This is a genomic window from Pseudomonas sp. MWU12-2037, assembly GCF_023242345.1.
Lineage (GTDB): Bacteria > Pseudomonadota > Gammaproteobacteria > Pseudomonadales > Pseudomonadaceae > Aquipseudomonas > Aquipseudomonas gingeri_D.
Genome location: NZ_JALLIZ010000003.1, coordinates 249,352 through 275,691 on the forward strand (window position 1 = coordinate 249,352; position 26,340 = coordinate 275,691).

The following is a 26,340-nucleotide window of genomic DNA, read 5'->3' on the forward strand; positions in this document are numbered from 1 at the left end:
CTTAAACGATCGCGGCACGCCGCTGAACAAACCGATCCACATACTCATCCGCCGGCGAATGCAGGATCTCCTTCGGCGTCCCGACCTGAATCAACTTGCCGTCCTTGAGAATCGCAATCCGATTGCCGATCCGCACCGCTTCATCCAGGTCATGGGTGATAAACACAATGGTCTTGTGCAAGGTCTTCTGCAGCTCCAGCAACTGATCCTGCATCTCGGCCCGGATCAGCGGGTCCAGGGCACTGAAGGCCTCGTCCATCAGAATGATGTCGGTGTCCGCCGCCAAGGCCCGGGCCAGGCCCACACGCTGGCGCATACCGCCCGACAGCTGGTGCGGGTACTTGTTCTCGTAGCCTTTCAGGCCCACGGTATTGATCCAGTGCAAGGCGCGCTCGGCGCAGACGTCCTTGCTCTCGCCCCGGACCTTGAGGCCGTAGGCGACGTTTTCCTGCACGGTCTTGTGGGGCAACAGGCCGAAGCTCTGGAACACCATGCTGATCTTGTGCCGGCGAAATTCGCGCAGCGCCTCCATGTCGTGCTGGAGAATGTCCACGCCGTCCACCAGGATCGCGCCGCTGGTGGGGTCGATCAGGCGGTTGAAATGCCGCACCAGGGTCGACTTGCCGGAACCCGACAGGCCCATGATCACGAAGATCTCGCCGGTACTGACACTCAGCGACAGGTCGTTGACCCCGATCACGCAACCGGTCTCGGCCAGCACCTGGTCCTTGGTCTTGCCCTGGCGAATCAGGTTCATCGCGTCTTTCTCGCGTGAACCAAAGATCTTGAAGACGTTCTTGACTTCAATCTTGCTGACGATGGGCTCGCTCATTTGCTCACCTCATGCCGTGGACGACCATAGGCCTGGGTAATGCGGTCGATCACCACCGCGAGAATCACGATCGCCAGGCCCGCTTCCAGGCCGCGTCCGACATTGAGGGTTTGAATCCCGACCAGCACGTCCTCACCCAAGCCACGGGCACCGATCATCGAGGCGATCACCACCATCGACAGCGCCATCATGGTGGTCTGGTTGATCCCGGCCATGATGCTCGGCAGGGCCAACGGCAGTTGCACACCGAACAGTTGCTGCCAGCGGTTGGCGCCAAAGGCGTTGATCGCTTCCATGACTTCGCCGTCGACCTGGCGGATGCCCAGGTCGGTCAGGCGGATCAGCGGCGGCGCGGCGTAGATCACCGTGGCGAAGATCGCCGGGACCTTGCCCAGGCCGAACAGCATCAGCACCGGAATCAGGTACACGAAGCTGGGCATGGTCTGCATGATGTCCAACAGCGGCATCAGCACCGAACGCAGGCGGTTGCTGCGCGCCGAGAGAATTCCCAGGGGAATCCCGATCAGCACCGAGATCAGGGTGGCCACCAGCATCAGCGCCAGGGTCTGCATCAGCTTGTCCCACAGGCCGACGGCCCCCACCAGAAACAGCAGGCCGACGATAACGGTGGTGGTGACCAGCTTGCGGGTGGCGTGCCAGGCGATACCGCCGACGATCACCAACATCAACCACCAGGGCGTTGCGCGGAGCAGGCCCTCGAGATTGACGATGGCCCACAGCAGGGTGTCGGAGATCTGGCGGAACACATCGCCGTAGTTGGTCACCAGTGCATCGACCCAACTGTTGACCCAGTCGGCGATGGAAAATGTGAAACGTTCGGGAAACATTGGAAACTCTCGATCAAGTGGTTGTGGCGAACTTCCCGGCCAGCCTCTCGGTTAGCCGGGAGGTAGTCGACCTACAGAGCCGCGTTGATTTTCTTGGCAGCGTCAGCGCTGACCCAAGCCTGCCAGACCTCAGGGTGTTCCTTGAGGAAGATTTTCGCCAGTTTCGGCGATTCGATCCGCTCCCGGGTCATGCGACCGAGGTTCTGGTTCAGCAGATCGATGGGCAGGTTAGCCTTTTCCAGGACGGCGACCAGCTCGGGCGCTTGCTCGTGGAAGGTCTTCGACAGACCGACCTTGATGCTCACGCGCTTGTCGACACCGGGTTTCTCCTCCAGTTTCACCAGGTCGACCTGGCCCATCAGGGGCGTCGGCGACCAGTAGTAGAACAGAATGGGCTCGCCACGCTTGTAGCTCGACAGCACGGCGGCGTCCAGTGCCGGGCCGGTGCCAGGGCGAAAGTTGGTATAGGACTTTTCCAGACCGTAGCTTTTCAGCATCTCACTGTTTTCCAGCTCACAGGTCCAGCCCGCCGGGCAATTGTAGAAACGGCCTTTGCTCGGCTCTTCCGGGTCCTTGAACAGGGCGGCGTATTGGCCCAGGTCGGCAATGTGCCTGAGGTTCGGCGCCAAGGCCTTGAGGTTGCGCTTGGCATCGCCCTCGATCACGTAGCGCGGCACATACCAACCTTCGACGGCACCCACCACCGGGGCGCCGACCCCGACGACCTTGCCGGTTTTTTCAGCCTTGTTCCAGACTTCGCTGCGGCCGACCCACTCCTCGGCGAAAACCTGGATATCGTTGCTGCTCAGGGCGTTTTCCATGGTGATGGAGTTGCCCGGCAGGGCGTCGGTCTTGCAGTCGTAACCCTTTTCCAGCACGAATTGCAGCATGTCGGTCAAGAGCATGCCGCTTTCCCAATTCAGACCCGCGAACTTCACCGGCTTGCCGGATTCGCACCAGCCGGCGGCCTGGCTTGCGCCGGCCACGACCAACAGGCCCAGGGACAGCGCCGTGGTCAGCAGGGTCTTGGTCATCTTCATACTGTGCCGCTCCAAATCATAAAAGGGTTAACGCCGCTCATGAGACTAGCGGCCCGGGTTGGCCTGCGAGCAGGCCCTGTCCACGCTCACCCACGTGGACACCCGGCTGCAACCGGTCAGTTCGACGCTGGTTGTACGCGACCACGGGGTTGGGCCGGCGCTTCCACGGCCGACTCTACCGGCAGGATCAGACGATCAGGAATTGCCCCATGCCACTTCTTCGCCGCGACGTAGTACAACGCCGCCGGCACCACCAGGCCGATGATCCAGGAGATATCAGTATCGCCCAGGCCCGCCACCAGGGAGCCGGTGTAGAACTGGGTGTTGATAAACGGCATCTGGATCAGCACGCCGAACACATAGATGCTGATGCCCAGGATGTTCCAGCCGCCGTAGCGCGCCTTTGGGTTGGACAGCGCGGGAATGTCGTAGCGTTCCTTGGTGATGCAGTAGAAGTCCACCAGGTTGATCGCGCTCCAGGGCGTGAAGAACGCCAGCAGGAACAGGATGAAGGAGGAGAATTCCTTGAGGAACGAATCCTTGCCCAGCAGCGCCAGGGCCGCGGACACGCTGACCATGATGAAGATGTACAGCAGGCGCACACCACTGGAGATATGCCGGTTGCCACGGAAACCGCTGATGATGGTGGCGATCGACATGAAGCTGCCATAGGCGTTCAGGGTGGTGACCGTCACCTTGCCGAAGGCCACGGCGAAATACAGCGCCGCCGCGACCGCGCCAGTGCCGCCGAGGCTGACGATGAACGAGACTTCGTGGTGGGAGAACTGCGAGCCGGCCAGGGCGGCGGCGAAGACGCCGAAGACCATGGACGCCTGCGCGCCGATCACCGAACCCAGGCCCACGGCCCAGAAGGTTTTCACCGGCGAAGTGCTGCGCGGCAGATAACGCGAGTAATCCGCCACATAAGGCCCGAACGCGATCTGCCAGGATGCCGACAAGGACATCGCCAACAGGAAACTCGCCAGGGAGAAATGCTTGTTGCCGAGCAGCGCCGAGATATCGTTGCCGGCCAACAGTTTGTAGAACAGGTAGACGAAGGCAACCACCCCGAGCACGCTGGCAATCCGGCCGATGCCGTGGATCACCCGGTAACCGAAGATGGTGCAGACCAGGATACTGGCGGCGAACAACACAATGCCGACCCAGTCTTCCACATGCAGCAGCTGCGCCACCGCCTGCCCCGCCAGCAGCGAACCGCTGGCCGAAAAGCCGATATACATCAGGCACACCAGCACCAACGGGATCACCGCCCCATAGACACCGAACTGCACACGGCTGGAAATCATCTGCGGCAGGCCCAGTTGCGGACCTTGCGCGGCGTGCAACGCCATGACCCCGCCACCGATCAGTTGCCCGATCAGCAGGCCGATCAGCGACCAGTAGACATCACCGCCGAGCACGACCGCCAAGGCGCCCGTGACAATCGCGGTGATTTGCAGGTTGGCACCCAACCACAGGGTGAACTGACTGAGTAGACGACCGTGTCTTTCCGCTTCCGGGATGTAGTCGATCGAACGCCTTTCGATCAACGGTTTGCTGCTTGCACGATCATTTGACGCAGACATTGTTCAACCTCTGTGGATTGTTTTAGTTAGGTGCACAGCGTTGTGAAACAGGCTCCAGGTGAAACACCCGATCTGTAGGAGCCGGTTTGCCGGTTCCTACAGATCGGGTTTCCTCCAACCGCTTATTTACCGGTAATCATCGGCAGGTTCAGGCCCTGCTCTTTCGCGCAGTCGATGGCGATCTGGTAACCGGCATCGGCGTGACGCATAACGCCGGTGGCCGGGTCGTTGTGCAGAACGCGAGCGATACGCTCGGCCGCTTCGTCGGTACCGTCACAGACGATCACCATGCCCGAGTGCTGGGAGAAGCCCATGCCGACGCCGCCGCCGTGGTGCAGGGACACCCAGGTCGCGCCGCTGGCGGTGTTGAGCAAGGCGTTGAGCAGTGGCCAGTCGGACACGGCATCGGAACCGTCCTGCATCGATTCGGTTTCACGGTTCGGGCTGGCCACGGAACCGGAGTCCAGGTGGTCGCGACCGATCACAATCGGCGCCGACAGCTCGCCGCTGCGGACCATCTCGTTGAACGCCAGGCCGAGCTTGGCGCGCAGGCCCAGGCCGACCCAGCAGATCCGCGCCGGCAGACCCTGGAAGCTGATGCGCTCGCGGGCCATGTCCAGCCAGTTGTGCAGGTGGGCGTCGTCCGGGATCAGTTCCTTGACCTTGGCGTCGGTCTTGTAGATGTCCTGCGGATCGCCCGACAGTGCAGCCCAACGGAACGGACCGATACCACGGCAGAACAGCGGACGGATATAAGCCGGGACGAAACCCGGGAAGTCGAATGCGTTTTCCACGCCTTCTTCCTGGGCCATCTGACGGATGTTGTTGCCGTAGTCGAAGGTCGGGATGCCTTGTTTCTGGAAGTCGAGCATGGCCTTGACGTGCACGGCCATCGACGCCTTGGCGGCCTTCACGACCACTGCGGGTTCAGTGATGGCGCGGGCACGGTACTCTTCCCAGGTCCAGCCGGCCGGCAGGTAGCCGTTGAGCGGGTCGTGGGCGCTGGTCTGGTCGGTGACCATGTCCGGACGCACGCCACGCTTGACCAGCTCCGGCAGGATTTCCGCCGCATTGCCGAGCAGGGCAATGGAAATGGCCTTGCCTTCCTTGGTGTACTTGGCGATACGCGCCAGGGCGTCGTCGAGGTCGGTGGCTTGTTCATCGACATAACGGCTGTTCAGGCGGAAATCGATGCTGACCTGCTGGCACTCGATGTTCAGCGAGCAGGCGCCGGCCAGGGTTGCCGCCAGAGGCTGTGCGCCGCCCATGCCGCCGAGGCCCGCGGTCAGGACCCAACGACCTTTCAGGTTGTTGTCATAGTGCTGGCGACCAGCTTCGACGAAGGTTTCGTAGGTGCCCTGGACGATGCCCTGGCTGCCAATGTAGATCCAGCTGCCGGCGGTCATCTGGCCGTACATGGCCAGGCCCTTGGCGTCGAGTTCGTTGAAGTGCTCCCAATTCGCCCAGTGTGGCACCAGGTTGGAGTTGGCGATCAGTACGCGCGGGGCGTTGCTGTGGGTCTTGAAGACACCGACCGGCTTGCCGGATTGCACCAGCAGGGTCTCGTCTTCATTCAAGTTGGTCAGGCTCTCGACGATCTTGTCGTAGCACTCCCAGTTCCGCGCGGCCCGGCCGATACCGCCGTAGACCACCAGTTCCTTGGGGTTCTCGGCCACTTCGGGGTCGAGGTTGTTCATCAGCATCCGCAGTGGCGCTTCGGTCAGCCAGCTTTTCGCGGTCAGCTTGTTGCCACGGGCGGCACGGATTTCGACGTCACGGCGCTTGGTAAAAGTGGCGGTAGGTTTCTGGGTATTCTCAGTCACGAAATAACTCCTCTGCGATCGTCCAAACCAGCCCAGGCAACGGGCGAGCAAGCCTGTGGGGGAAGGTCCCCGGCACAAGCAGAAATTAGGGGGCGGTGCGTCGATCTCCCTGATGACTCATACGCACACATCTTTACTTGTACATACAAGCATATGCAATCAGGCGGCCAACTTGCAAATCGCGAGCAGAAGAATTTTTCAGGATGCCCCGCAGGCCTTGTGGGACAGGACTTTGAGCGGGAAATGAAATTGCAGGAGGATGACAGGCGGCAGGCAGGAAGCTGTTACCGAGGCAGGGTTTTGCGCCATGCTGGGGCGTTCGGTAACAAAATGGGGCAGGGTGGAAACGATAACGCCATGTGGTGAGTGGGCTCGCCCACTCACCACAAATTGGGAGCAGTCTGTCAGGCGGGCGTCAGCTCGATCACACAGCAACGCCCGGTCACGGCCACTTCCAGCAGCCCGTCGTTACCGTCCAGTTGCAGGCAGTCATGCCGCCCCAGCACTTCATAGCCGCTGTTACCCAGGCCGACATGCAATTGCTCGCTGACGCTGAAAATCAGCAACACCGCCGCCGAACTGAAAAAGCGCTTCGGCTGCGCGGCATCGAGCCATTGCAGGCGCGCACGGTAGCGATCCGGCGCATAGATCAGGTTGAAGTCGCGGATCGCCCCGTCGATCAGGGTGCAGCTCACCTGGCTCGCGCCGCTGAAGGCAAACGGATCCAGCGGCAACAAGGCGCGCGTACGCTGGCCATCGACCTGCAAGGTCATGCCCGCGCCTTGCAATACGGTAATGATCCGCTCATAACCGGCAAAGGTGGAAAACCCGCCCGACTCGCCGATATCGGCAATCGACAGGCGCCAGCCGAAGCCGTCCAGGCCTTCGCCCGCGTCCCGGGTGATTTCCTCGGTGCTGCCGCCGCCGTTTTTCCACGGCATGCGCGGGTAATCCGCCGCGCGCAAGACTTTCAACTGGCTCATTTGCTAAAGCGTCCTTCCAGACGATGACGGGAACCGGGGTGGATCAGACGGGCGGCGGTCACCGGCTGACGACCGGACCAGGTCCGGCGGCGAATCAGCAGGCACGGCTCGCCCGGCTCGATCTGCAACAGCTTGCACTCCTCGGCCTCGGCGAGGATGGCTTCGACCACGTGCTCGCCCTCGGTCAGCGGCGCGACCTGGGACAGATAGGCGTAGGGGGTCTGCAGGGTGAAATCCTGCTTGAGGTAGTCTGGCGCCACCAGCGCATTGACGAAACGATCCTCGATCTGCACCGGGATATCGTTCTCGAAATGCACGATCAGCGAGTGGAAGACCTTCTGCCCTTCACGCATATCCAGGGCCACGGCGCGCTCGGAACCGGCGGCCTCTTCCCCAAGAGTGATGATCTTGCAGGTGTGCCGATGGCCGCGCGAAGCGATCTCATCGGCAATGTTATGCACTTCGAACAGCGCCGACTGGCTCTTGGGCTCGGCGACAAACGTACCGACACCCTGCATGCGCACCAGCAGGCCTTCGGCGGTCATCTCGCGCAGGGCCCGGTTGATGGTCATGCGGCTGTAGCCCAGTTGTTCCACCAGCTCGCTTTCGGACGGCACGCGGTAATGCGGCGGCCAGTTTCCGCTGTCGATCTGCTGGCTGATCATCTGTTTGACGCGGGCGTATAGCGGCGCCGGACTGTCGCCCATATGGGCAGCCAGCGGGTGGTTGGCAGGCGGAGTCGGCACGGGAAATCCTTGTTTGATTCAAAGATGGCTAGCTTGCCGGAGTTTACCGGGCACGCAAACGTCTGTATATGTATATACAAATAACACACGATGGGGTGCTGAACCATGTCCGCTTTCTTTGCCGAACGCGCGCTGCTGCCTAGTGGATGGGCCAACAATGTACGCCTGGAGGTCAACGCCGCGGGCGTACTGACCCAGGTCCAGGCCGATTCCCATGCAGAAGGTGCCGAACGGCTGGGCGGCCCGCTGCTGCCGGGCATGCCGAACCTGCATTCCCACGCTTTCCAGCGCGCCATGGGCGGCCTGGCGGAAGTCGCCGGCAATCCCAACGACAGCTTCTGGACCTGGCGCGACCTGATGTATCGGCTGGTGGGCAAGATCAGCCCGGAACAAATGGGCATCATCGCCCGCCAGTTATATATCGAGATGCTCAAGGCCGGCTACACCTCGGTGGCCGAGTTCCACTATGTGCACCACGACACCAACGGCCAGCCCTACGCCGATCCGGCCGAACTGGCCTTGCGCATCAGCCACGCGGCCAGCGACGCCGGCATCGGCCTGACCCTGCTGCCGGTGCTCTACAGCCACTCCGGCTTCGGCGGCCAGGCACCCAACGAAGGGCAGCGCCGCTTTATCAACAGCACCGAGAATTACCTGAAGTTGCAGGCACGTTTGCAGCCGTTTCTCGCCAGACAGCCGGCCCAGGCCCTCGGGTTGTGTTTCCACTCGCTGCGGGCAGTGACGCCCGGGCAGATCAATGAAGTGCTGGCCGCCAGCGACAAGCACTGCCCGGTGCATATCCATATCGCCGAGCAGCAGAAGGAAGTCGACGACTGCCTGAGCTGGAGCGGCAAGCGTCCGCTGCAATGGCTGTATGACAATGTCGAGGTGGATGAGCGCTGGTGCCTGGTGCACGCGACCCACGCCGACACCGAGGAAGTCACGCGCATGGCGAAGAGCCGGGCGATTGCCGGCCTGTGCCTGACCACCGAGGCCAACCTCGGCGACGGGATTTTCCCGGCGGTGAACTTCCTCGCCCAGGGCGGGCGGATGGGTATCGGTTCCGACAGCCATGTGTCATTGAGCGTGGTGGAAGAGCTGCGTTGGCTGGAATATGGCCAGCGCCTGCGCGACCAGCGGCGTAACCGCCTGTACCGCGCCGACCAGCCGATGGTCGGACGCACGCTATATGACGCGGCACTGGACGGCGGTGCCCAGGCCCTGGGGCAAGGGATCGGTCGGCTGGAAGTCGGCAAGCGCGCCGACTGGCTGGTACTCGACGGCAACGACCCGTACCTGGCCACGGCCCGGGACGACGGCATTCTCAACCGCTGGTTGTTCGCCGGCGGCGACCGCCAGGTGCGCGACGTGATGGTCAACGGCCAGTGGGCAGTGCGCGGTGGTCGGCATGCGGGCGAAGAAGAAAGCGCCCGGGCGTTCACCCAGGTGCTGCGTGATCTGCTGAACTGAACCCACGGTTCCTGAAGGGGGCGCATACGCCCCCGACTCAGTTGGGCATCTTCGAATCCGGCGTGCGCCAGATCAGCCGGGTGGTGTCGTAACCCTGCTGGCGCGCGCGGCTCAGCAGGTCCTCGCGGGTCTCCGCGCTGACCTTGGTGGTACGCGACAACAACCACAGGTAACGACGATTCGGATTGCCGACCAGCGCCGTCTTGTAGTCGTCGCTGACATACAGAATCCAGTAGTCGGCCTTGGCCACGCCCGGCAACAGCGACGTGAACCAGTTATCGAACTTCACCCACAGCTTGTCGGTCTGCCCCGGGACCTGCGGCGTCGCCGTGCCCTTGGCTTCCTCCCAGGTCCACTGCTCGGTCAGGCAACGGTTGAACACCGCGACCTTGCCGTCCGCCATCAGACTGTAGCGGGCCTCCGACTGCGCGCAATTGCGCTGGAAATACATCGGCATCCGTGCCAACTCGTACCAGGTACCCTGGTAACGGTTCAGGTCCACGTGACCTGCGGTCTTGGGCGCCAAATCGTCGCCGGACGTAGCGCAACCAGCCAGCAACAAGCCAGCCAAAAGAGTGACCACTAAACGCAACATTGTTCTTCTCCCGTGGGCGATCGCCCCGGTTTACTTCAGGCCTTGCCCGGAAAACATCAGGACTTTGTCACCGGCGTACTGCACGCTGATAAAGCTGTTCTTGTTACCCCAGGTGCAACTGGACATGCCCAGTGCGCCGGAACAATCCGAAGGCGAGCCGAGCAATTTCTCGACATCGGCCTTGGCCATGCCCGCGGAGATTTTCGAGTAGTTTTCCTGATTGACCTTGCTGCACGCGACCAACAGCACGCAGAACGACAAAAGGGCGAGAGAGCGCAACGACATGGGGAACTCCTGGGGCTCAAAGGTGGGCACGGCTGCCTACCGCAAGCTTAGAAGAGAAAAGGGCCATCTGGTTCCCGAGCACGGGTGCTTTTCTTACAGCAACTTCCTTCAAGAATTTTCAGGCGCTTTTTCAGCGAAAAAGGTATTTCGTCGGTTTTGTCGTTCGAAAATTAATATTCGGGGCAATGGTGTCGACATATTCAGGTAATACCATTTTGCCTGTATGAAAGGCCCGCACGCCGATGTTCACGGCGCAACGCCCCAATATGGCGAGCAATGGAAAAGCAGGACAAGGACTTCCGACGCCGACGTTGATCAAGAGAAATTGCCCCACAGGTGCAGACCTGTGGCAAATTGACGCCCCCCGGTGACCAGCCCCCCTGTGGACAGACCATTTCATGACCAAAAATTTCAAGTTCAGCCATAAGATTCTGTTGGCGGCGGCCCTGGTGGTCGCGGTGGCGTTCGCCTGCTTCATCCTGTTCAACGACTACCGCCAACGCGAGGCCCTGCGCCACAGCACCGAGGACTCGATGCAGGCCTTGGGCAGCCTGACCACCAGCAATATCCAGACCTGGCTGGAAAGTCGCATTCAGCTTCTGCAATCGCTGTCCCAGCAGATCGCCGCGGACGGCAGCTCCGCCGACAGCCTGAAACACGCCATCGGCCTGCCCGCCTACGGCAGCAACTTCCAGCTCAGCTATTTCGGCAGCGCAGAGGGCGTAATGACCTCGGTTCCGGTGGGCAACCGCCCCGCCGACTATGACCCACGCTCACGCGGCTGGTACAAGGCGGCCACCGCCGCCCAACAGACCATCGTCACCGAACCCTACATCGCCGCCTCCTCCGGCAAGCTGGTGATCACCCTGGCCACCCCGGTACAGCATCAGGGCCAATTCATCGGCGTGGCCGGCGCCGATATAGACCTGGGCAGCATCAGCGCCATTATCAACTCGTTGAACTTCGGTGGTCACGGGCACGCGTTCATCGTCAGCGCCGACGGCAAGATCCTGATTCACCCGGACAGCAAGCTGATCCTGAAAAACCTCTCTGACGCCTACCCCAGCGGCGCACCGAAAATCAGTGCCGGGCTCAAGGAAGTCGAGGTCGACGGCAAGCAACAGTTCATCTCCTTCACCCATGTCAGCGGCGTGTCCTCGGTGGACTGGTACGTCGCCCTGGTGCTCGACCAGGAAACCGCATTCTCCATGCTCAGCGAGTTCCGCACCTCGGCGATCATCGCCACGGTGATCGCCGTGATCATTATCATCGCCCTGCTGAGCATGCTGATCCACGTGTTGATGCAGCCGTTGCACCTGATGGGTCGCGCCATGCACGACATCGCCGAAGGTGAAGGCGACCTGACCAAACGCCTGGTCATCCACGGCCACGATGAGTTCGGCACCCTGGGCATGTCCTTCAACCGCTTCGTCGAACGTATCCACACCTCGATCCGCGAAGTGGCTTCGGCCACCGGCCAGGTCAACGAAGTGGCCTTGCGGGTGGTCAGCGCCTCCAATTCGTCGATGATCAATTCCGACCAGCAGGCCAGCCGTACCAGCAGCGTGGCGGCGGCAATCAACGAACTCGGCGCCGCGGCCCAGGAGATCGCGCAGAACGCCGCCCTCGCCTCGCAGCATTCCAGCGAAGCCCGCAGCCTGGCGGAAGACGGCCAGCAGGTGGTGGAAAAAACCATCGGCGCGATGCAGCAACTGTCGGCCAAGATCAGCGATTCATGCGGCAATATCGAGACCCTGAACAGCAACACGGTGAATATCGGGCAGATCCTCGAAGTGATCACCGGTATTTCCCAGCAGACCAACCTGCTGGCGCTCAACGCGGCCATCGAGGCGGCACGGGCCGGTGAGGCCGGGCGTGGGTTTGCGGTGGTGGCCGATGAGGTGCGCAACCTGGCGCACCGCACCCAGGATTCGGCGCAGCAAGTGCAGAAGATGATCGAGGAGTTGCAGGTCGGCGCCCGGGAAGCGGTGAGCATCATGACCGACAGCCAGCGTCAGAGCGAAAGCAGCGTCGGCATCGCCAACCAGGCGGGCGAGCGGCTGGGCAGCGTGACCCAGCGGATCGGCGAGATCGACGGCATGAACCAGTCGGTGGCGACCGCGACCGAGGAACAGACGGCGGTGGTGGAGTCGATCAACGTCGATATTACCGAGATCAACACGCTGAACCAGGAAGGCGTGGAAAACCTGCAATCGACCTTGCGCGCGTGTGCGGACCTGGAACAGCAGGCGGCGCGGTTGAAGCAGTTGGTGGGAAGTTTCCGGATCTGAGATCTGCGGGGGGGGCTTTGGGCCTCTTCGCGGGCAAGCCCTGCTCCTACAGGTTTGTGTCGCGCACAAAATCTGTGATCGACGCCATACTGTAGGAGCAGGGCTTGCCCGCGAAAGGGCCATCCGCCACACAGCCGATCTAGAACCGTGAACCCGGTTCCCGCAAAAACACCACTTCCTCAGCCGTGGACTCACGCCCAAGAATGGCATTGCGATGGGGAAAACGCCCAAACCGGGCAATAACGTCACGATGCCGCTCGGCATAGTCCAGATAATCGGCAAATATCTCCCGATCCACCTCCACCTGCTCCGCCAACAACGCCGCAAAACGCGACACTGCCTCGTTCTGCACCGCCAGGTGTTCGCAATGCTCGAACACCAGATAGACAAACACCCGCTCTATCGCCGACAACCGCCGATCAAAATCCGCAGCCAGCCCTTGCGCCACCAGCGCCTGGGCGCGGGCATCACCGGAGAAAGCCTTGGGGGTGTCACGGAAGATCATCCGCGGCAGTTGATCGAGCAACAGCACCAGCGCCAGCCAGCCTTCGGGACATTGCGTCCACTCAACCAAATCGCCAGCCAGTGCCTGCTCGACCTGGACCCCGAAACGCTCGCGCGCTTCAAGGTCCTGGCTGTCGCGCTTGCCGAACCACAACCGGCCCTTGTCGGCCACCTGCCCGGCGGTCGTCCCGGCTGAACCGAACCACCACTCAAGCAAGGGCTGCCAGGGCGCGGACATGGGTTCAGTCCTTGTGGTAGCCGGTGATCCGTGCCACTTCTTCCTTGGAGCCGAGGAACACCGCAACGCGCTGGTGCAGGCCGTCCGGCTTGATGTCGAGAATACGCTGGTGACCGTCGGTGGACGCACCGCCCGCCTGCTCCACCAGGAACGACATCGGGTTGGCTTCGTACATCAGGCGCAGCTTGCCCGGCTTGGACGGCTCGCGGCTGTCGCGCGGGTACATGAACAGACCGCCACGGGTCAGGATGCGGTGCACGTCCGCCACCATCGCGGCGACCCAGCGCATGTTGTAGTTCTTTTTCAGCGGGCCTTCTTCGCCGGCCAGCAGTTCGCCGACGTAACGTTGGACCGGCGCTTCCCAGTGACGCTGGTTGGACATGTTGATCGCGAACTCCTGGGTAGAGGCCGGGATCGTGATGTCTTCATGGGTCAGCACGAAGCTGCCCATTTCACGGTCAAGGGTAAAGCCTTTCACGCCATCGCCCAGGGTCAGCACCAGCATGGTCTGTGGGCCATAGATGGCATAACCGGCGGCGACCTGCTCGGTACCTGGCTGCAGAAAGGCCTTTTCGTTCAGGGCTTCGTTCTGGCTCAGATACTCGTTCGGGCAACGCAGCACCGAGAAGATGGTCCCGACCGGGGCGTTGATATCGATGTTCGACGAACCGTCCAGCGGGTCGAATACCAGCAGGTAGGCGCCTTTCGGGTATTTGCCGGGGATCTGGTAGGCATTGTCCATTTCTTCGGACGCCATGCCGGCCAGGTGACCGCCCCATTCGTTGGCTTCGAGGAGGATTTCGTTGGAAAGCACGTCGAGTTTCTTCTGTACTTCACCCTGCACGTTTTCTGTGCCCATGCTGCCCAGAACCCCACCCAGCGCGCCTTTGGAGACGGCATGGCTGATTTCCTTGCACGCACGCGCGACCACTTCGATCAGGAAACGCAGATCGGCAGGCGTGTTATTGCTGCGGGTCTGCTCAATCAAATAGCGACTCAGGGTAACGCGGGACATGGATGGCTCCGGAGATGGGGGGCTGAAAACCCGCGCAGTTTAACGCGAGTCGACATGTATTGCCTCCTGTCAGACCGAGTTCCGACAGGGAGAGTTCATGAACCGGGTTGAGCGTAGTCCAAAAGAGCGGGAAATCCCCTGCCCCCGGTCATTGCCAGGCGTCTAGACCTGAGGCTTGCGCAACAGGCTGAAGGCCATCCCGGCCAAGGCCGCCACCCCCAGCAACAGCACCGCCCACAAACCGATCTTCTTCCAATCGGTGCCCACCGCAACCGGCACCGCTGGCGGCTGCACCGTGGTCACGGCCGCACCGGTCGCCGTGGCCTTGCCCAATCCGGCCAGACGCTGCGGGCTGTAATCGGGGATCAAGGTCGATAGCGACAGGTTCGCCGCCTTGACCGTCGGATTGCCCAGGGCCAGGGAAAACGGCGGCTCGCCACGGGCCAGGAACACCAGCTGCGTGCTGCGCACCGCGAAACGCAAGGTCGGTGCCTGGGCACCCAAACCACCGCCGCGCTCGTCGACCACCAGCTTCAATTGCGCAACCGCACGGCCGGGCAACTGCAACTGGTCCTGGACCACATCCTGGCCGTTCTGGGTCAGGCGATAGAGCAAACCGCTGCTCAGCGTCTGCCAGGGCGCATTGCCATCCTGGCGCCCGTACAGGTTTACCGGCGCCAGGCTGTTGGCCTGCGCCAGCTCAACCCGCACCTGCTCAAGGGGCAGGCCGAGGGGCAATTGCCAGGTGTATTCCCCGGCCTTGGCGCTGCTGCCGGCCAACGGCTGCGACCACACCAGCGGCAACGGCAGGCTGCTGGTGGTGGAACTGGCCAACTGCGCCAAACTGAGCATCGGCGCCGCCTGCGGCGACTGCCACAGCAAGCGCAAGTAACGCGCCGACAACCCCGGCAAGGCGACTTCATGCTGTTCCACCCGCTCGTCGGCAAACGACAAGCGCGCCACCTGCCCGTCGCCCCAGGCCTGCCAGTGTTGCAGGTCGTCGCTGGCCTCGATGCTGAAATGCTGGAAGCCGTCGCGCTCGCTGCTCCAATCCAGAACAAGCTGCTGCAATGGCGTCTTGATCGCGCTGGCATCCAGCAGCCAGCCGCGCAGCACTTTTTCACCCGTTTGCAACTTACCCGAAGGACTCACCTCGACCAGGGTACCGTTGGCCGACGACTGGACCCGCACGCTCGGAGTGACCTCGGGCGCATCCGCCGAGTTGTACAACGGGAACCACTTCACATCCGTCAGGCTGTTGCTCTGCGTCGCCTGTGCCTGCTCCCGCGCCAGGGCATAGGCCTGGGGCTCACCGGCGCCATTGAACACCCGTACATCGCTGAGATCGGACTGGCGTGCGCTCAGTTGCAGCGTCAACGGCAGTTCCAGGCGATACCAGGGCCCCTCACCACTCAGGGTCAGGGGCACCTGGGTGCTGTAGTCGCTCGGTTTTTCCTGGGCGAACGCCGACAGCGCCGCACACAACCCCAGGATGCCCAGCCAGCACGGGCTCAGTTTGTGAATCAAGACGACACTCCTTCAGTTTCTTCGGTCACAGGCGTTGGCTCCGGACGCTTGGGCGGCAGCGGTGCAAAGTAACCGACCACCAGCAACAGCACACCCACGCCGATAAACGAAACGATCCGCGCCAACCCACCACGGTTGCTCAACTCGACGAAGAACAGCTTGGCGACCACCACGGCGATCAGCGCCGCGCCCACCAGCCAGACCTCGCGACGATGGCGCAGATGTCCGCCGATCATCAGGCCCAGGGCAATCAGGGTCCAGGCAATCGACAAGCCGGCCTGCACCTGCATCGACGCCAGCAGGTCATCCAGATTGAACGGCACCCCGCCCCAATGGTGCGCGGTGCGCATCACCAGCGCGCTGACAAAGGCGAACAATGAAAGTCCGGCCACGGCCTGGGTGACCAGTTGCGCATAGTCGCGGCGCAACGCCCATTGCGCCACGGCGCTTTGGGACCAGAGGTAGATCCCCAGCAGGGCGAACATCAGGCCCAGATCCAAGGGGTTGAGCAGTGGCACATAAGGCAGCGGCTCGGCCTGGCCGTCGCTGAAGGTGTTCGCCAGCCAGAACCAGGCCAGCATCAGCACGGCCAGGGGCAGCGCGGCGTAGAGGCGATATTCGCGCGGGTAAGCCGCCACCGGCCATGGCCATTGGCGTGGCGCGGCCATCAGCACCAGATAGAGGCTCGGCAGGATCGCCCAGCCCAACCAGCGCCAGGCGTTGTAATGCTCCGACAGGCTCATCAGGCCAAAGCGCAGCTCCAGCGCCAGCACGCCAAGGATCAGCCAGCAACCCAGCACATGGGCATAACTCAGGGCCTTGGCGGGCAGGATCGACGCCAGGCGGCGCAACGACAGCAGATGCACGACAAACACCGCCGCCCAGGCCAGCCAGCCGTAATCGGCCGCCGGGTGATAAGCCGGGTACCAGGCGCCGAAGAGCACCAGCACCGCCACCGGTGTCAGCAAGGTGCAGAGGCGGCCCAGGGTCGGCCAGTTCAAGCGCGACGCCAGCAGCGTCCAGAGCACCACGCTGAGCGCCGCCAACCCCAGCAACGCCTGAGGCTGCAGATGCGTCGGGACAAAGCGCAGGATTTCGCTGACCCAGGCCAGCCCCCACCACAACGCGCCCCACACCAGCAGGACATTGGACAGACCGCCCAGGCTCAGGGCATCGAAAGCCGCGGCCTGGGTACCCCGTTGCAAACGCCAGGCGCCGATCATGGCGGCCAGGCTCAGCACCATCGGCGTCCAGAAACCGCTGTGGGCCAATGGTCGCAAGCCTTCGGCGGACAACGCGCGGAACAGTTCCGGCTCGGCCATCAGGAATGCCGCGCCGCCGATCACCTGCAACAGCAGGCCGAAGACAAAACTCACCCGCTGCTGCAAATACAAGCTCAGCCAGATGATCAACAAACCGCTGGCGGCCCAGACCCCACTGGCGGTTTCCCACGGCAGAACGAACAGCACGGCGAGGTTGATCAGCACCAGACCTGCCAGCAACACCACCGACAAGCCACGGAGCAGACGCACATCGTTGCGCACCATCTCGTCCCGGGCCGCCAGCAGCATCCCGGCGATCAGTGACAGACCGATCAGCGAAGCGCTCATCAAACCGCTCCAGCCGGCGTTGAAGACCGCCGTCGAATCGCCCTGGGCACCTTGCAGGCGCAGCAGGAACAGCGCGCCGCCGAGCAGTTGCACGGCAAAGGCGCAGAACAGGAAACTCCGCGATTGCAGGCGCAGGCCGATAAACAAGGTCGCCAACCCGGCCAGCGCCCAGCTGATGGCCGTGCCCTGGGTGAAGAAGAACAACGGCGCCAGCAGATAGAGGAAAGTCAGGCCGCTGCAGGCCAGCACCGGCGCCAGGCTGCGCTCCCAGGACGAGAGCTGTTCAGGCAGCGCCTTGCGCACTTGCTGGAAGCTGAACAGCAAGGACCCGCCCAGCAGCAAGGCGCCCAGCGGCGCGCCATCCAGCAGACCGGTTTCACCGAGCTGCAGCTTGCCGAGAAACGCCAGCGCCGAACCGATCTGCAGCAACAGGGCAAACGCCCGGGCGAACGGCCGTTGCTGGCGCAGGCCGAGCCAGAAGATCCCGGCACCCTCCACCGCCCAGGCCGCCGATGTCCAACGGGCATCCAGGCCCAGCGGGATCGCCAGGCTGGCGAAGATCACGCCCAGGGCCAGGCAGGTTTCCCCCAGCAGCAAGGCGCGCCCGCCGGCGAGTATCCGCGCCAGGCCCATATAGATAATGCCCAGGCCCAGGGCACTGAAGGCCGCGGCGAACTCCAGGTGCCGGACCACCGCGAATTGCAGGCCGAAGCCCACCAGCGGCGGACCGAACAGCATGGCGCCATCGACATAGTCGCCCTGGCGGGCCGACCAGCGCAGCAAGGCTTCACGGCTGTCGTCCTCGGGACCGACGGCCATCTCGCGTAATTTACGCCGGGTGAACAGCAGGCCGATCGCCAGGTACATCAGGAAGAACAGCACCAGGAAGGGTTCAGTGCTCCAGAGCAATTCCGGTTTATACGAACGCAGGCCCCAGGCGAAGCCGATGCCGAAGGTGCCGACAAAGCCGATCAGGTTGAGCAAGCGCCAGGTCTTGAACCAGGCAATCGCCAGGATGCCGGCGTTGAGCAAGGCGAAATAGCTGAACAGCGCCACATGGATGCCGCTGCCGGTGGAGGTCAGGATCGGCGCGGCGAAGCCACCCAGGGCCGCGGCGGCAGCCAGGCCGAGGGCATCCTGGGTGATAGCGAGAATCGCCGAAAACACCGTGACCGCCACCAGCAGGCCAAGGGCGGCCGAGGGATCAAGCAGCGGATGCAGGCGCATCGCCGCAAACACCGTCAGGTACAGCACCGCGATCCCGGTGCCTTGCAGCATCAACGCGTAGTTGCTGTTGCGCAGGCGCAGCCACCAACCGAGTCCGAGCAGGCCGATGGCGCAGGCGGCGACCCCGGCATAACGCGCCTCGATCGGCACCACCATGCCTTCGGTGGCATAGCGCAGCAGGAAGGCCAGGCCGAGAAACAGCAGGAGCACACCGACGCGCAACACCGTGTTGCCGCCGAACAGCCAGTTGCGCGCGCCGGCCAGGGCACGTTCGATCAGATTGGGTTCGCGTGGGGCACGCGGCGCTTGTGGCTCGCGGGATTCGGCCATGACCGGTTCCGGCGCCCAGGCATTGACCTCGGGGTGCAGGCTTTCGGGTTGCGGGGCTGCATGCCGGGGTTGCTGGAGTTCGTCCGGCAGCTCCCAGACCAGCTCGGGAGTGGCGCGCAGGGCTTCAGGAATGGGTGCGTGGGGCTGTTCCGCTGGAGCTTGTTCGGCAACAACTTGCGGCACGTGCCCGGCAACTTCGGGCGTCGTTTCAGTGACCTGCGGGGCAACTGACGGTTCGGGCGCCCTGCCCGAGGTGATTTCGAGTTGGCGTACGCGCAGTTCGATGGTCGCCAGGGCTTTTCGCGCCTGTTCCAGTTCGACCACCTGCTCGGCGGCTCGCCGGCCCAGGCTCATCAGCCGGAAACTCTGGCCGATGCCCAGGCCCAACAAGGCACCGATCAGGGCGTCGGTGAACACCGAGTCCACCAGCCAGCCCAGTGCCAGGCCCACCAGCATCAGAATCCATTGCATGCACGATATCCCTATGCGGCGTCCGAAAAGATGCCGCGTAGTATATCGATCCGGCCCCCGGAAAGTGGGGCCGGCCGCACAACTTGCCGCAAAAAGTTAATCCAGTGCTTTCCAGATTTCCGTGGCGTATTCACGAATGGTCCGGTCCGAGGAAAACCAGCCCATTCGCGCACTGTTAAGTACAGCAGAACGCCACCATTCCTTGGAGTCGTGCCAATGGGCTTCGACCCGGGCCTGGGCGCTCCAGTAGGAGTCGAAATCGGCGCAGACCAGGAAGCGGTCGTAGTCGATCAGCGAATCCACCAGCCCGACATAACGGGACGGATCATCCGGTGAAAACACCCCGCCACGAATGGCTTGCAGCACATCGTTGAGCCGATGGGAGGCGGCCACATCCGCCGCCGCGCTGAACTCGCCGCTCTGTTTGCGCGACTCCACCTGCTGGGCACTGAGGCCGAAGATGAACATGTGCTCTTCGCCAATTCGCTCGCACATCTCGACGTTGGCCCCGTCCATGGTGCCGATGGTCAGCGCGCCGTTGAGGCCGAACTTCATGTTGCTGGTGCCCGAGGCCTCGAAGCCGGCGGTGGAAATCTGCTCCGACAGGTCCGCCGCCGGAATGATGCTTTCCGCCAGGCTGACGTTGTAGTTGGGCAGGAATACCACCTTGAGCAGACCGCGCACGGTCGGGTCGTTGTTCACCGTACGGGCGATATCGTTGGTCAGCTTGATGATCAGCTTGGCCTGGTGATAACTGGCCGCCGCCTTGCCGGCAAAGATCTTCACCCGTGGCACCCAGTCGGTTTCCGGCTCGGCGCGGATCGCCTGGTACAACGCCACGGTGTGCAGCAGGTTGAGCAACTGGCGCTTGTACTCGTGGATGCGCTTGACCTGCACGTCGAACATCGCCGCCGGGTTGATCGCGATCCCCAGGCGCTCATGGATCAAGGCCGCCAGGGCGCGCTTGCTGTGCAGGCGCTGTTCGGCGAACTGTTTGCGAAAACCGGCCTTCTCGGCAAAAGGCTCCAGGCCCAGCAGCAACTGCTCAGGATTGTCGAGCAGCTCCGGCCCCACGGCGTCGACCATCATCGCCGTGAGCTTCGGGTTGGCCTGGTAGAGCCAGCGGCGGAAGGTGATGCCGTTGGTCTTGTTGTTGATCCGCTCCGGATAGAGCTTGTGCAGTTCGGAGAACACCGTGCTGCGCATCAGTTGCGTGTGCAAGCCGGAAACGCCGTTGACGCTGTGGGAGCCGAGGAACGCCAGGTTGCCCATGCGCACCCGCCGGCCGTTGTCCTCCTCGATCAGCGACACCGCGCGCAGCACGTCGAAATCGTGGATGCCCTGGGCCCGCAGCGAATCGATGTGCTGGGCGTTGATCAGGTAGATGATCTGCATATGCCGCGGCAGCATGCGCTCCATCAGGCCCACCGGCCAGGTTTCCAGGGCTTCGGGGAGCAAGGTGTGGTTGGTGTAGGAAAGAGTTTCCACGGTGACCTGCCAGGCCGCATCCCAGGCGATATCGTGCAGGTCGACCAGTTGGCGCATCAATTCGGCCACGGCAATCGAGGGGTGCGTGTCATTGAGCTGGATCGCCGCGTGCTCGCCGAGACTGAGCACCGAGTCGTGCATGTTCTTGTGCCGGCGCAGCAGGTCCTGCAAGGAAGCGGAGACAAAGAAGTACTCCTGGCGCAGCCGCAGCTCCTGGCCGGCCTCGGTGCTGTCGGCCGGGTACAGGACCCGGGAAATGCTCTCGGCCCGGGCCACTTCGGCTACCGCGCCGAGGTGGTCGCCGGCGTTGAAACGTTCCAGGTGCAGCTCTTCGGTCGCCCGCGCCCGCCACAGCCGCAGGGTGTTCACACTGGCGCCGCGCCAACCCACCACCGGCGTGTCATAAGCCACCGCGCGCACGGTTTCCGATGCCGTCCAGACCTGGCGGGTCGCGCCATTTTCGTCGGTGATGGTTTGCACCTGGCCGCCGAAGCCCACGGGATAGATCACTTCGGCGCGCTCGAACTCCCAGGGGTTGCCGAAGTCCAGCCAGTTCTCGGTCTGCTCCTGCTGCCAGCCGTCGACGATGGCCTGGCGGAACAGACCGTGCTCGTAGCGAATGCCATAACCGTGGCCGGCGATGCCGAGGGTCGACATGCTTTCCATAAAGCAGGCCGCCAGGCGCCCCAGGCCACCGTTGCCGAGGGCCGCATCGGGCTCCAGCAGGCGAATGCGCTCCAGGTCCACCCCGAGCTCCACCATCGCTTCACGAACGATCTCCAGGAGGCCGAGGTTGCTCAGGCTGTCGTACAGCAGCCGCCCGATCAGGAATTCCAGGGACAGGTAATACACCCGTTTCTGGCCCTTGCGATAGATATGCCGCGTGTGGTCCATCCAGTGCTCGACCATATGGTCGCGGGCGGCCAGGGCAATGGCTTCAAACCAGTCATGATCAAACGCGTGGTCCGGGTCCTTGCCCACCGCGTATGTAAGTTTGGCGAGGACAGCGTCGCGAAAGGCAGCGACCTCGGCTTCACGGACAAGCGGTTCCTGAGACATCGGTACAACCTCTAGCGAGATGGACGATTTGAAAGACGAGTTTTCTGAGCCTAGACGGTTCGACACAGGGTGGCGCTGCAGGTTCGGCGTTTTTTGCAGATCGCCTCGGGAAAACCCGACGAGCCGGGATTGCCCCAAAAGCATGCACTCATGTGGAAATCTCCCTGCAACGGCGCGTTTGTACGAAAAACCGTCAAAAGGTTGTTCACAAATCCACCAGCCCCGGTATCATCGCGCGCCCTGATACACCCTGGACAACAGCCGGATGAAACCTACCCTGATCGCCGCCGCGGAACTCGACCGCCTCGAAACCTGGCAGAAATACGCCAGCCATATGTGCGGGGGCTGCATGTCCAGTTGCTGCACCTTGCCGGTGGAAGTGAAGATCAAGGACCTGATCCGCATCGGCATCGTCGACGAATTCGAGCGTGGCGACCCGCCGAAGAACATCGCCAAGCGCCTGCAGAAGGAGGGGATCGTCGAGCGCTACAACCAGAAGTCCGAGATCTTCACCTTGCAGCGCATGAGCAACAACGATTGCCTGTACCTGGATCGCAAGTCACGGCTGTGCACCATCTACGAAAAACGTCCGGACACCTGCCGTAACCATCCAAAAATCGGGCCACGCCCGGGTTACTGCGCCTACAAGCCCAAGACCCCGGAACGCCCGGTGCCGGACAAGATGCTGTACAATTTCTGATCAGAGCCCTCTCACAGGAACCCTCGACACCCTGTAGAAGCCCCCATAACAAGTTGGCTTCCACAGTACCCGCTCTTGATTTTTTTGATTTTTACGTCAAATATTAGGCATTACCTAATCAAATTTGATGAATATCTCAAAATGCAAACCTTGCAAGAACTCGGCGAAGCCCTCGCTCAACGCAGACAAGCCCTTGGCCTGAAGCAAGGTACCGTCGCCGAACAATCCGGCATCTCCCAAGAAACCCTTTCCCGCCTGGAAAGAGGGCGTACCACCGAGTTTGGCTCACGCAAGCTGCTGGCACTGCTGGCGGTACTCGGCATGGAACTGCAATTTATCGAGGAAGGCAGTGCCGGCTCCCTGGACGAGCTGCGCAAGGAGCGCGGGGGATCATGAAACTTTCCGTCCATGTGCTGGGCCGTGAAGTCGCCACGCTCGAACAAATCGGCGACTTCAAAAGCGTTCTCAGCTACCACACTGACGTCGCGAAACACGACTTTGTCTCCCTGACCATGCCTGTGCGCACAGAGTCCTATCTGTGGGAAGACCCGCTTCATCCGATCTTTCAGATGAACCTGCCGGAAGGCTATTTGCTGCAAGTGCTGCAAGAACAGTTCGGCCCGCATATCGGCGCCAATCCGACAGCCCTGCTCTCCGTCATTGGCCGAAACATGGTCGGGCGCCTGCAAGTGGCAGCCCCCGGGGCGACACTGAATGAGCCGGCACAGCCCATCGAAGTCAGCCAACTGCTGCAAGGTGACAACTCTGAAGAGGCCTTTGCCGAACTGGTCCGCCAGCATGCAACCAGTGGTGTTTCCGGCGTTGTCCCCAAGTTCCTCGACAGCGAGGTCGAGAAGTCTGAACTGGGACCGCACAAGAAAGGCACCCTGCTGACTCGGCGCCACCTTATAAAGGGCTCATCCAGCCAGTTGCCTTACGCGGCAATGAATGAACATCTGTGCATGCAGGTCGCCGCCAAAGTCATTCCCACGGCAAAAACCGAAATTTCTCTCGATGGGAAAGCATTGGTCGTTCACCGCTTTGATGTCGATGAAAACGGCCATCCCTATTGGGGCATGGAGGATTTCTGTTGCCTGCTGGGATTACGACCGGCGGCAAAATACGACACCACCTGGGAGCGGATCGCCAAGGCTGTCAGGGATCACGTGCCGGGCCCTGCACGTCTCGAGACATTCCAGCAATTGGCGGCAAGCCTCTTGCTCACCTACGCCCTGCGCAATGCCGACTGCCACGCCAAGAACCTCGCCCTGCGCTATACAACACGCGAAGATGTCCACCTAGCCCCGGCCTACGACTGGCTGACGACAAGCGTCTATGCCGGATATGAGCGCAATCCACCGGCCATCAGCTTTGCGGGGAAAAAGACCTGGGCCCCCGGGAAGAACCTGCAGAAGTTCATCGCCACTTCATTGGGAATCCCCGCTCGCCAGCAGGGCCTGATGGTCGAACAGATCAGTGATGCCATTTCGGACACCGCCAGCGCTGTCCGCGAGGCCATGTCCAGCCACCCGCAGTTCGCCGAGATAGGGAAGCGAATGCTGCTGGCCTGGAATGAAGGCGTCATGGGACTGCATGACAAGAAAGTCTTCAGTGTCAGCGACTGGACTGCCGGAGAAGCCTTCGCAGGTCTCTCGGCCCCCGCTAAACGCTCAACCCCAAAAGAGGTCATCGGTCGATCCGAATTACTCGGCAAGCGCTGAAGACTTTCTCGCACAAACAAAAACGCCCCCGACCTTGCGGTCGGGGGCGTTTTTTATTCAGCCGGGGCTAAACGATCAAGCCTTGGCTTTCTTGGCGGCGCGGGTACGCTCGCTTTCGTCCAGGATCTTCTTGCGAAGACGGATGGACTTCGGCGTCACTTCGCACAGCTCGTCGTCCTGGATGAATTCCAGGGCCTGTTCCAGGGTGAAGCGAACAGGTGGAACCAGGGCGATGGTTTCGTCTTTACCCGAAGCACGCATGTTGTCGAGCTTCTTACCCTTGGTAGGGTTGACGCCCAGGTCGTTGTCACGGCTGTTCAGACCAACGATCTGGCCACCGTAGATTTCCTGGCCGTGTTCAACGAACAGCTTGCCACGAGCCTGCAGGGTTTCCAGCGAGTAGGTCAGGGCCTTGCCGGTTTCAACCGAAACCAGTACGCCGTTCTGACGGCCGGACATGTCGCCGGACTTCATCACGTCGTAACGATCGAAGATCGAGGTCAGGATGCCGCCACCGGAGGTCAGGGTCAGGAACTCGTTACGGAAACCGATCAGGCCACGCGCCGGGATGTTGTACTCAAGGCGCACACGGCCCTTGCCATCCGGAACCATGTTGGTCAGGTCGCCTTTACGCAGACCCATTTGCTCCATGATCGCGCCTTGCGACTCTTCCGGCAGGTCGATGGTGACGTTTTCGTACGGTTCGTGCTTCACGCCGTCAACCTGACGGATGATCACTTCCGGACGGCCCACGCCCATTTCGAAGCCTTCGCGACGCATGGTTTCGATCAGTACCGAGAGGTGCAGCTCACCACGGCCGGAAACCTTGAACTTGTCAGCCGAGTCGCCTTCTTCAACGCGCAGCGCCACGTTGTACAGCAGCTCTTTGTCCAGACGTTCCTTGATGTTACGGCTGGTGACGAACTTGCCTTCTTTACCGCAGAACGGCGAATCGTTGACCTGGAAGGTCATGGATACGGTCGGCTCGTCAACGGTCAGCGGTTTCATCGCTTCGACGTTCAGTGGGTCGCACAGGGTGTCGGAGATGAACAGCTGGTCGAAGCCGCTGATGCAGACGATGTCGCCGGCGGAAGCTTCTTCAACGTCGATGCGGTGCAGGCCGTGGTGACCCATCAGCTTCAGGATACGACCGTTGCGGCGCTTGCCGTCAGCGTCGATGGCCACGACCGGGGTGTTCGGCTTGACGCGACCACGAGCGATACGGCCAACACCGATCACACCCAGGAAGCTGTTGTAGTCCAGTGCGGAGATCTGCATCTGGAACGGACCGTCACGGTCGACTTTCGGAGCTGGCACGTGATCGACGACCGCCTGGTACAGCGGGGTCATGTCTTCGGCCATCTCGTTGTGGTCCAGACCGGCGATACCGTTCAGGGCCGAGGCGTAGACGACTTGGAAGTCCAGCTGTTCTTCGGTGGCGCCAAGGTTGTCGAACAGGTCGAAGATCTGGTCCAGAACCCAGTCCGGACGCGCGCCTGGACGGTCGACCTTGTTGATCACCACGATTGGACGCAGGCCGGCTTCGAACGCCTTCTTGGTCACGAAACGGGTTTGCGGCATAGGGCCGTCTTGAGCGTCAACCAGCAGCAGAACGGAGTCGACCATCGACATTACGCGTTCAACTTCGCCGCCGAAGTCGGCGTGGCCCGGGGTGTCCACGATGTTGATGTGGTAGCCGTTCCAGTTGATGGCGGTGTTTTTCGCCAGAATGGTAATACCGCGCTCTTTCTCCTGGTCGTTGGAGTCCATCACGCGCTCGTCGTTGAGCTCGTTGCGCTCCAGGGTGCCGGATTGACGCAAGAGTTTGTCTACCAGGGTGGTCTTACCATGGTCAACGTGAGCAATGATGGCGATGTTGCGTAGATTTTCGATCACTTGTGTATCTCGATCAGAGGATTCGGTGTGCTGACAGGTCGTGGCAGCGATTAAC

20 protein-coding genes are annotated in these 26,340 nt (G+C 62.0%); 5 read left to right on the forward strand and 15 right to left on the reverse strand.

Features of this window, described 5'->3' with window-relative positions:
- Window position 1 precedes the first annotated feature (1 nt).
- The 7 genes from M5B42_RS06955 to hutC form a co-directional block, all read right to left on the reverse strand.
- Window positions 2-832 (reverse strand): glycine betaine/L-proline ABC transporter ATP-binding protein, encoded by an 831-nt coding sequence (locus M5B42_RS06955; protein WP_248745378.1) that lies wholly within the window; start codon window positions 830-832, stop codon window positions 2-4.
- Window positions 829-1,680, reverse strand: a complete 852-nt coding sequence (locus tag M5B42_RS06960) for a proline/glycine betaine ABC transporter permease (RefSeq protein ID WP_152737778.1) — start codon at window positions 1,678-1,680, stop codon at window positions 829-831. The genes M5B42_RS06955 and M5B42_RS06960 overlap by 4 nt, the downstream gene beginning before the upstream one ends.
- A gap of 71 nt (window positions 1,681-1,751) precedes the next feature.
- Entirely contained in the window at window positions 1,752-2,720 is a 969-nt protein-coding gene (locus M5B42_RS06965; protein ID WP_248745379.1) for an ABC transporter substrate-binding protein, read from the reverse strand.
- A 116-nt stretch (window positions 2,721-2,836) separates the two neighbouring features.
- Entirely contained in the window at window positions 2,837-4,306 is a 1,470-nt protein-coding gene (locus M5B42_RS06970) for a cytosine permease (RefSeq protein ID WP_103495489.1), read from the reverse strand.
- A gap of 122 nt (window positions 4,307-4,428) precedes the next feature.
- The gene (gene hutU / locus M5B42_RS06975; RefSeq protein ID WP_248745380.1) at window positions 4,429-6,129 is read right to left on the reverse strand and encodes a urocanate hydratase; all 1,701 of its coding nucleotides are present in this window, start codon (window positions 6,127-6,129) and stop codon (window positions 4,429-4,431) included.
- Between the two features lie 404 nt (window positions 6,130-6,533).
- A complete protein-coding gene (locus tag M5B42_RS06980) occupies window positions 6,534-7,112 on the reverse strand; it encodes a HutD family protein (protein WP_177103160.1) in 579 nt (192 codons plus the stop codon).
- The gene (gene hutC / locus M5B42_RS06985) at window positions 7,109-7,819 is read right to left on the reverse strand and encodes a histidine utilization repressor (protein ID WP_152737845.1); all 711 of its coding nucleotides are present in this window, start codon (window positions 7,817-7,819) and stop codon (window positions 7,109-7,111) included. Before hutC ends, M5B42_RS06980 begins: the two co-directional genes overlap by 4 nt.
- 144 nt (window positions 7,820-7,963) lie before the next feature.
- Between hutC and M5B42_RS06990 the strand changes: the two genes are divergently transcribed.
- Window positions 7,964-9,328: a formimidoylglutamate deiminase gene (locus tag M5B42_RS06990; protein ID WP_248745381.1), complete on the forward strand. Its 1,365-nt coding sequence runs from the start codon at window positions 7,964-7,966 to the stop codon at window positions 9,326-9,328.
- A gap of 37 nt (window positions 9,329-9,365) precedes the next feature.
- On the opposite strand, the gene M5B42_RS06995 is transcribed toward M5B42_RS06990, so the two are convergent.
- On the reverse strand, window positions 9,366-9,923 hold the full coding sequence (locus tag M5B42_RS06995; RefSeq protein ID WP_103495494.1) for a lipocalin family protein: 558 nt from the start codon (window positions 9,921-9,923) through the stop codon (window positions 9,366-9,368).
- Between the two features lie 30 nt (window positions 9,924-9,953).
- Entirely contained in the window at window positions 9,954-10,208 is a 255-nt protein-coding gene (locus M5B42_RS07000) for a hypothetical protein (protein WP_103495495.1), read from the reverse strand.
- Window positions 10,209-10,606: 398 nt separating this feature from the next.
- On the opposite strand from M5B42_RS07000, the gene M5B42_RS07005 reads away from it, so the two are divergent.
- A complete protein-coding gene (locus M5B42_RS07005; RefSeq protein WP_248745382.1) occupies window positions 10,607-12,499 on the forward strand; it encodes a methyl-accepting chemotaxis protein in 1,893 nt (630 codons plus the stop codon).
- Window positions 12,500-12,638: 139 nt separating this feature from the next.
- Here M5B42_RS07005 and M5B42_RS07010 read toward each other — a convergent pair whose 3' ends face one another.
- From M5B42_RS07010 to M5B42_RS07030, 5 genes are all read right to left on the reverse strand, one after another.
- Window positions 12,639-13,241 (reverse strand): DUF924 family protein, encoded by a 603-nt coding sequence (locus tag M5B42_RS07010; RefSeq protein ID WP_248745383.1) that lies wholly within the window; start codon window positions 13,239-13,241, stop codon window positions 12,639-12,641.
- Window positions 13,242-13,245: 4 nt separating this feature from the next.
- Window positions 13,246-14,256: a class 1 fructose-bisphosphatase gene (locus M5B42_RS07015; RefSeq protein WP_152737785.1), complete on the reverse strand. Its 1,011-nt coding sequence runs from the start codon at window positions 14,254-14,256 to the stop codon at window positions 13,246-13,248.
- A 162-nt stretch (window positions 14,257-14,418) separates the two neighbouring features.
- Window positions 14,419-15,783, reverse strand: coding sequence for a DUF3999 domain-containing protein (locus M5B42_RS07020; RefSeq protein ID WP_248745384.1), 1,365 nt, complete (start codon window positions 15,781-15,783; stop codon window positions 14,419-14,421).
- Window positions 15,780-19,421, reverse strand: a complete 3,642-nt coding sequence (locus M5B42_RS07025; protein ID WP_248745385.1) for a DUF2339 domain-containing protein — start codon at window positions 19,419-19,421, stop codon at window positions 15,780-15,782. The genes M5B42_RS07020 and M5B42_RS07025 overlap by 4 nt, the downstream gene beginning before the upstream one ends.
- Window positions 19,422-19,517: 96 nt before the next feature.
- A complete protein-coding gene (locus tag M5B42_RS07030) occupies window positions 19,518-21,968 on the reverse strand; it encodes a glycogen/starch/alpha-glucan phosphorylase (protein ID WP_248745386.1) in 2,451 nt (816 codons plus the stop codon).
- 265 nt (window positions 21,969-22,233) lie between these two features.
- On the opposite strand from M5B42_RS07030, the gene M5B42_RS07035 reads away from it, so the two are divergent.
- The 3 genes from M5B42_RS07035 to M5B42_RS07045 all read left to right on the forward strand — a co-directional run bounded on the left by M5B42_RS07035 (window position 22,234) and on the right by M5B42_RS07045 (window position 24,389).
- Window positions 22,234-22,668 carry a YkgJ family cysteine cluster protein gene (locus M5B42_RS07035; protein ID WP_177103175.1) on the forward strand — a complete coding sequence of 145 codons (435 nt, stop codon included), beginning with the start codon at window positions 22,234-22,236 and terminating at the stop codon, window positions 22,666-22,668.
- A gap of 141 nt (window positions 22,669-22,809) precedes the next feature.
- Window positions 22,810-23,064 carry a helix-turn-helix transcriptional regulator gene (locus tag M5B42_RS07040; protein ID WP_152737790.1) on the forward strand — a complete coding sequence of 85 codons (255 nt, stop codon included), beginning with the start codon at window positions 22,810-22,812 and terminating at the stop codon, window positions 23,062-23,064.
- Window positions 23,061-24,389 carry a type II toxin-antitoxin system HipA family toxin gene (locus M5B42_RS07045; protein ID WP_248745387.1) on the forward strand — a complete coding sequence of 443 codons (1,329 nt, stop codon included), beginning with the start codon at window positions 23,061-23,063 and terminating at the stop codon, window positions 24,387-24,389. Before M5B42_RS07040 ends, M5B42_RS07045 begins: the two co-directional genes overlap by 4 nt.
- A 75-nt stretch (window positions 24,390-24,464) precedes the next feature.
- On the opposite strand, the gene typA is transcribed toward M5B42_RS07045, so the two are convergent.
- Window positions 24,465-26,285, reverse strand: coding sequence for a translational GTPase TypA (gene typA / locus M5B42_RS07050; protein WP_177103177.1), 1,821 nt, complete (start codon window positions 26,283-26,285; stop codon window positions 24,465-24,467).
- Window positions 26,286-26,340 lie beyond the last annotated feature (55 nt).

What these genes read in the sequence shown, in the direction of transcription:
- M5B42_RS06955 (WP_248745378.1), bottom strand. Translation starts at nt 832, where the DNA reads ATGAGCGAGCCCATCGTCAGCAAGATTGAAGTCAAGAACGTCTTCAAG.
- M5B42_RS06960 (WP_152737778.1), bottom strand. Translation starts at nt 1,680, where the DNA reads ATGTTTCCCGAACGTTTCACATTTTCCATCGCCGACTGGGTCAACAGT.
- M5B42_RS06965 (WP_248745379.1), bottom strand. Translation starts at nt 2,720, where the DNA reads ATGAAGATGACCAAGACCCTGCTGACCACGGCGCTGTCCCTGGGCCTG.
- M5B42_RS06970 (WP_103495489.1), bottom strand. Translation starts at nt 4,306, where the DNA reads ATGTCTGCGTCAAATGATCGTGCAAGCAGCAAACCGTTGATCGAAAGG.
- M5B42_RS06980 (WP_177103160.1), bottom strand. Translation starts at nt 7,112, where the DNA reads ATGAGCCAGTTGAAAGTCTTGCGCGCGGCGGATTACCCGCGCATGCCG.
- hutC (WP_152737845.1), bottom strand. Translation starts at nt 7,819, where the DNA reads ATGGGCGACAGTCCGGCGCCGCTATACGCCCGCGTCAAACAGATGATC.
- M5B42_RS06990 (WP_248745381.1), top strand. Translation starts at nt 7,964, where the DNA reads ATGTCCGCTTTCTTTGCCGAACGCGCGCTGCTGCCTAGTGGATGGGCC.
- M5B42_RS06995 (WP_103495494.1), bottom strand. Translation starts at nt 9,923, where the DNA reads ATGTTGCGTTTAGTGGTCACTCTTTTGGCTGGCTTGTTGCTGGCTGGT.
- M5B42_RS07000 (WP_103495495.1), bottom strand. Translation starts at nt 10,208, where the DNA reads ATGTCGTTGCGCTCTCTCGCCCTTTTGTCGTTCTGCGTGCTGTTGGTC.
- M5B42_RS07005 (WP_248745382.1), top strand. Translation starts at nt 10,607, where the DNA reads ATGACCAAAAATTTCAAGTTCAGCCATAAGATTCTGTTGGCGGCGGCC.
- M5B42_RS07010 (WP_248745383.1), bottom strand. Translation starts at nt 13,241, where the DNA reads ATGTCCGCGCCCTGGCAGCCCTTGCTTGAGTGGTGGTTCGGTTCAGCC.
- M5B42_RS07015 (WP_152737785.1), bottom strand. Translation starts at nt 14,256, where the DNA reads ATGTCCCGCGTTACCCTGAGTCGCTATTTGATTGAGCAGACCCGCAGC.
- M5B42_RS07025 (WP_248745385.1), bottom strand. Translation starts at nt 19,421, where the DNA reads ATGCAATGGATTCTGATGCTGGTGGGCCTGGCACTGGGCTGGCTGGTG.
- M5B42_RS07030 (WP_248745386.1), bottom strand. Translation starts at nt 21,968, where the DNA reads ATGTCTCAGGAACCGCTTGTCCGTGAAGCCGAGGTCGCTGCCTTTCGC.
- M5B42_RS07035 (WP_177103175.1), top strand. Translation starts at nt 22,234, where the DNA reads ATGAAACCTACCCTGATCGCCGCCGCGGAACTCGACCGCCTCGAAACC.
- M5B42_RS07040 (WP_152737790.1), top strand. Translation starts at nt 22,810, where the DNA reads ATGCAAACCTTGCAAGAACTCGGCGAAGCCCTCGCTCAACGCAGACAA.
- M5B42_RS07045 (WP_248745387.1), top strand. Translation starts at nt 23,061, where the DNA reads ATGAAACTTTCCGTCCATGTGCTGGGCCGTGAAGTCGCCACGCTCGAA.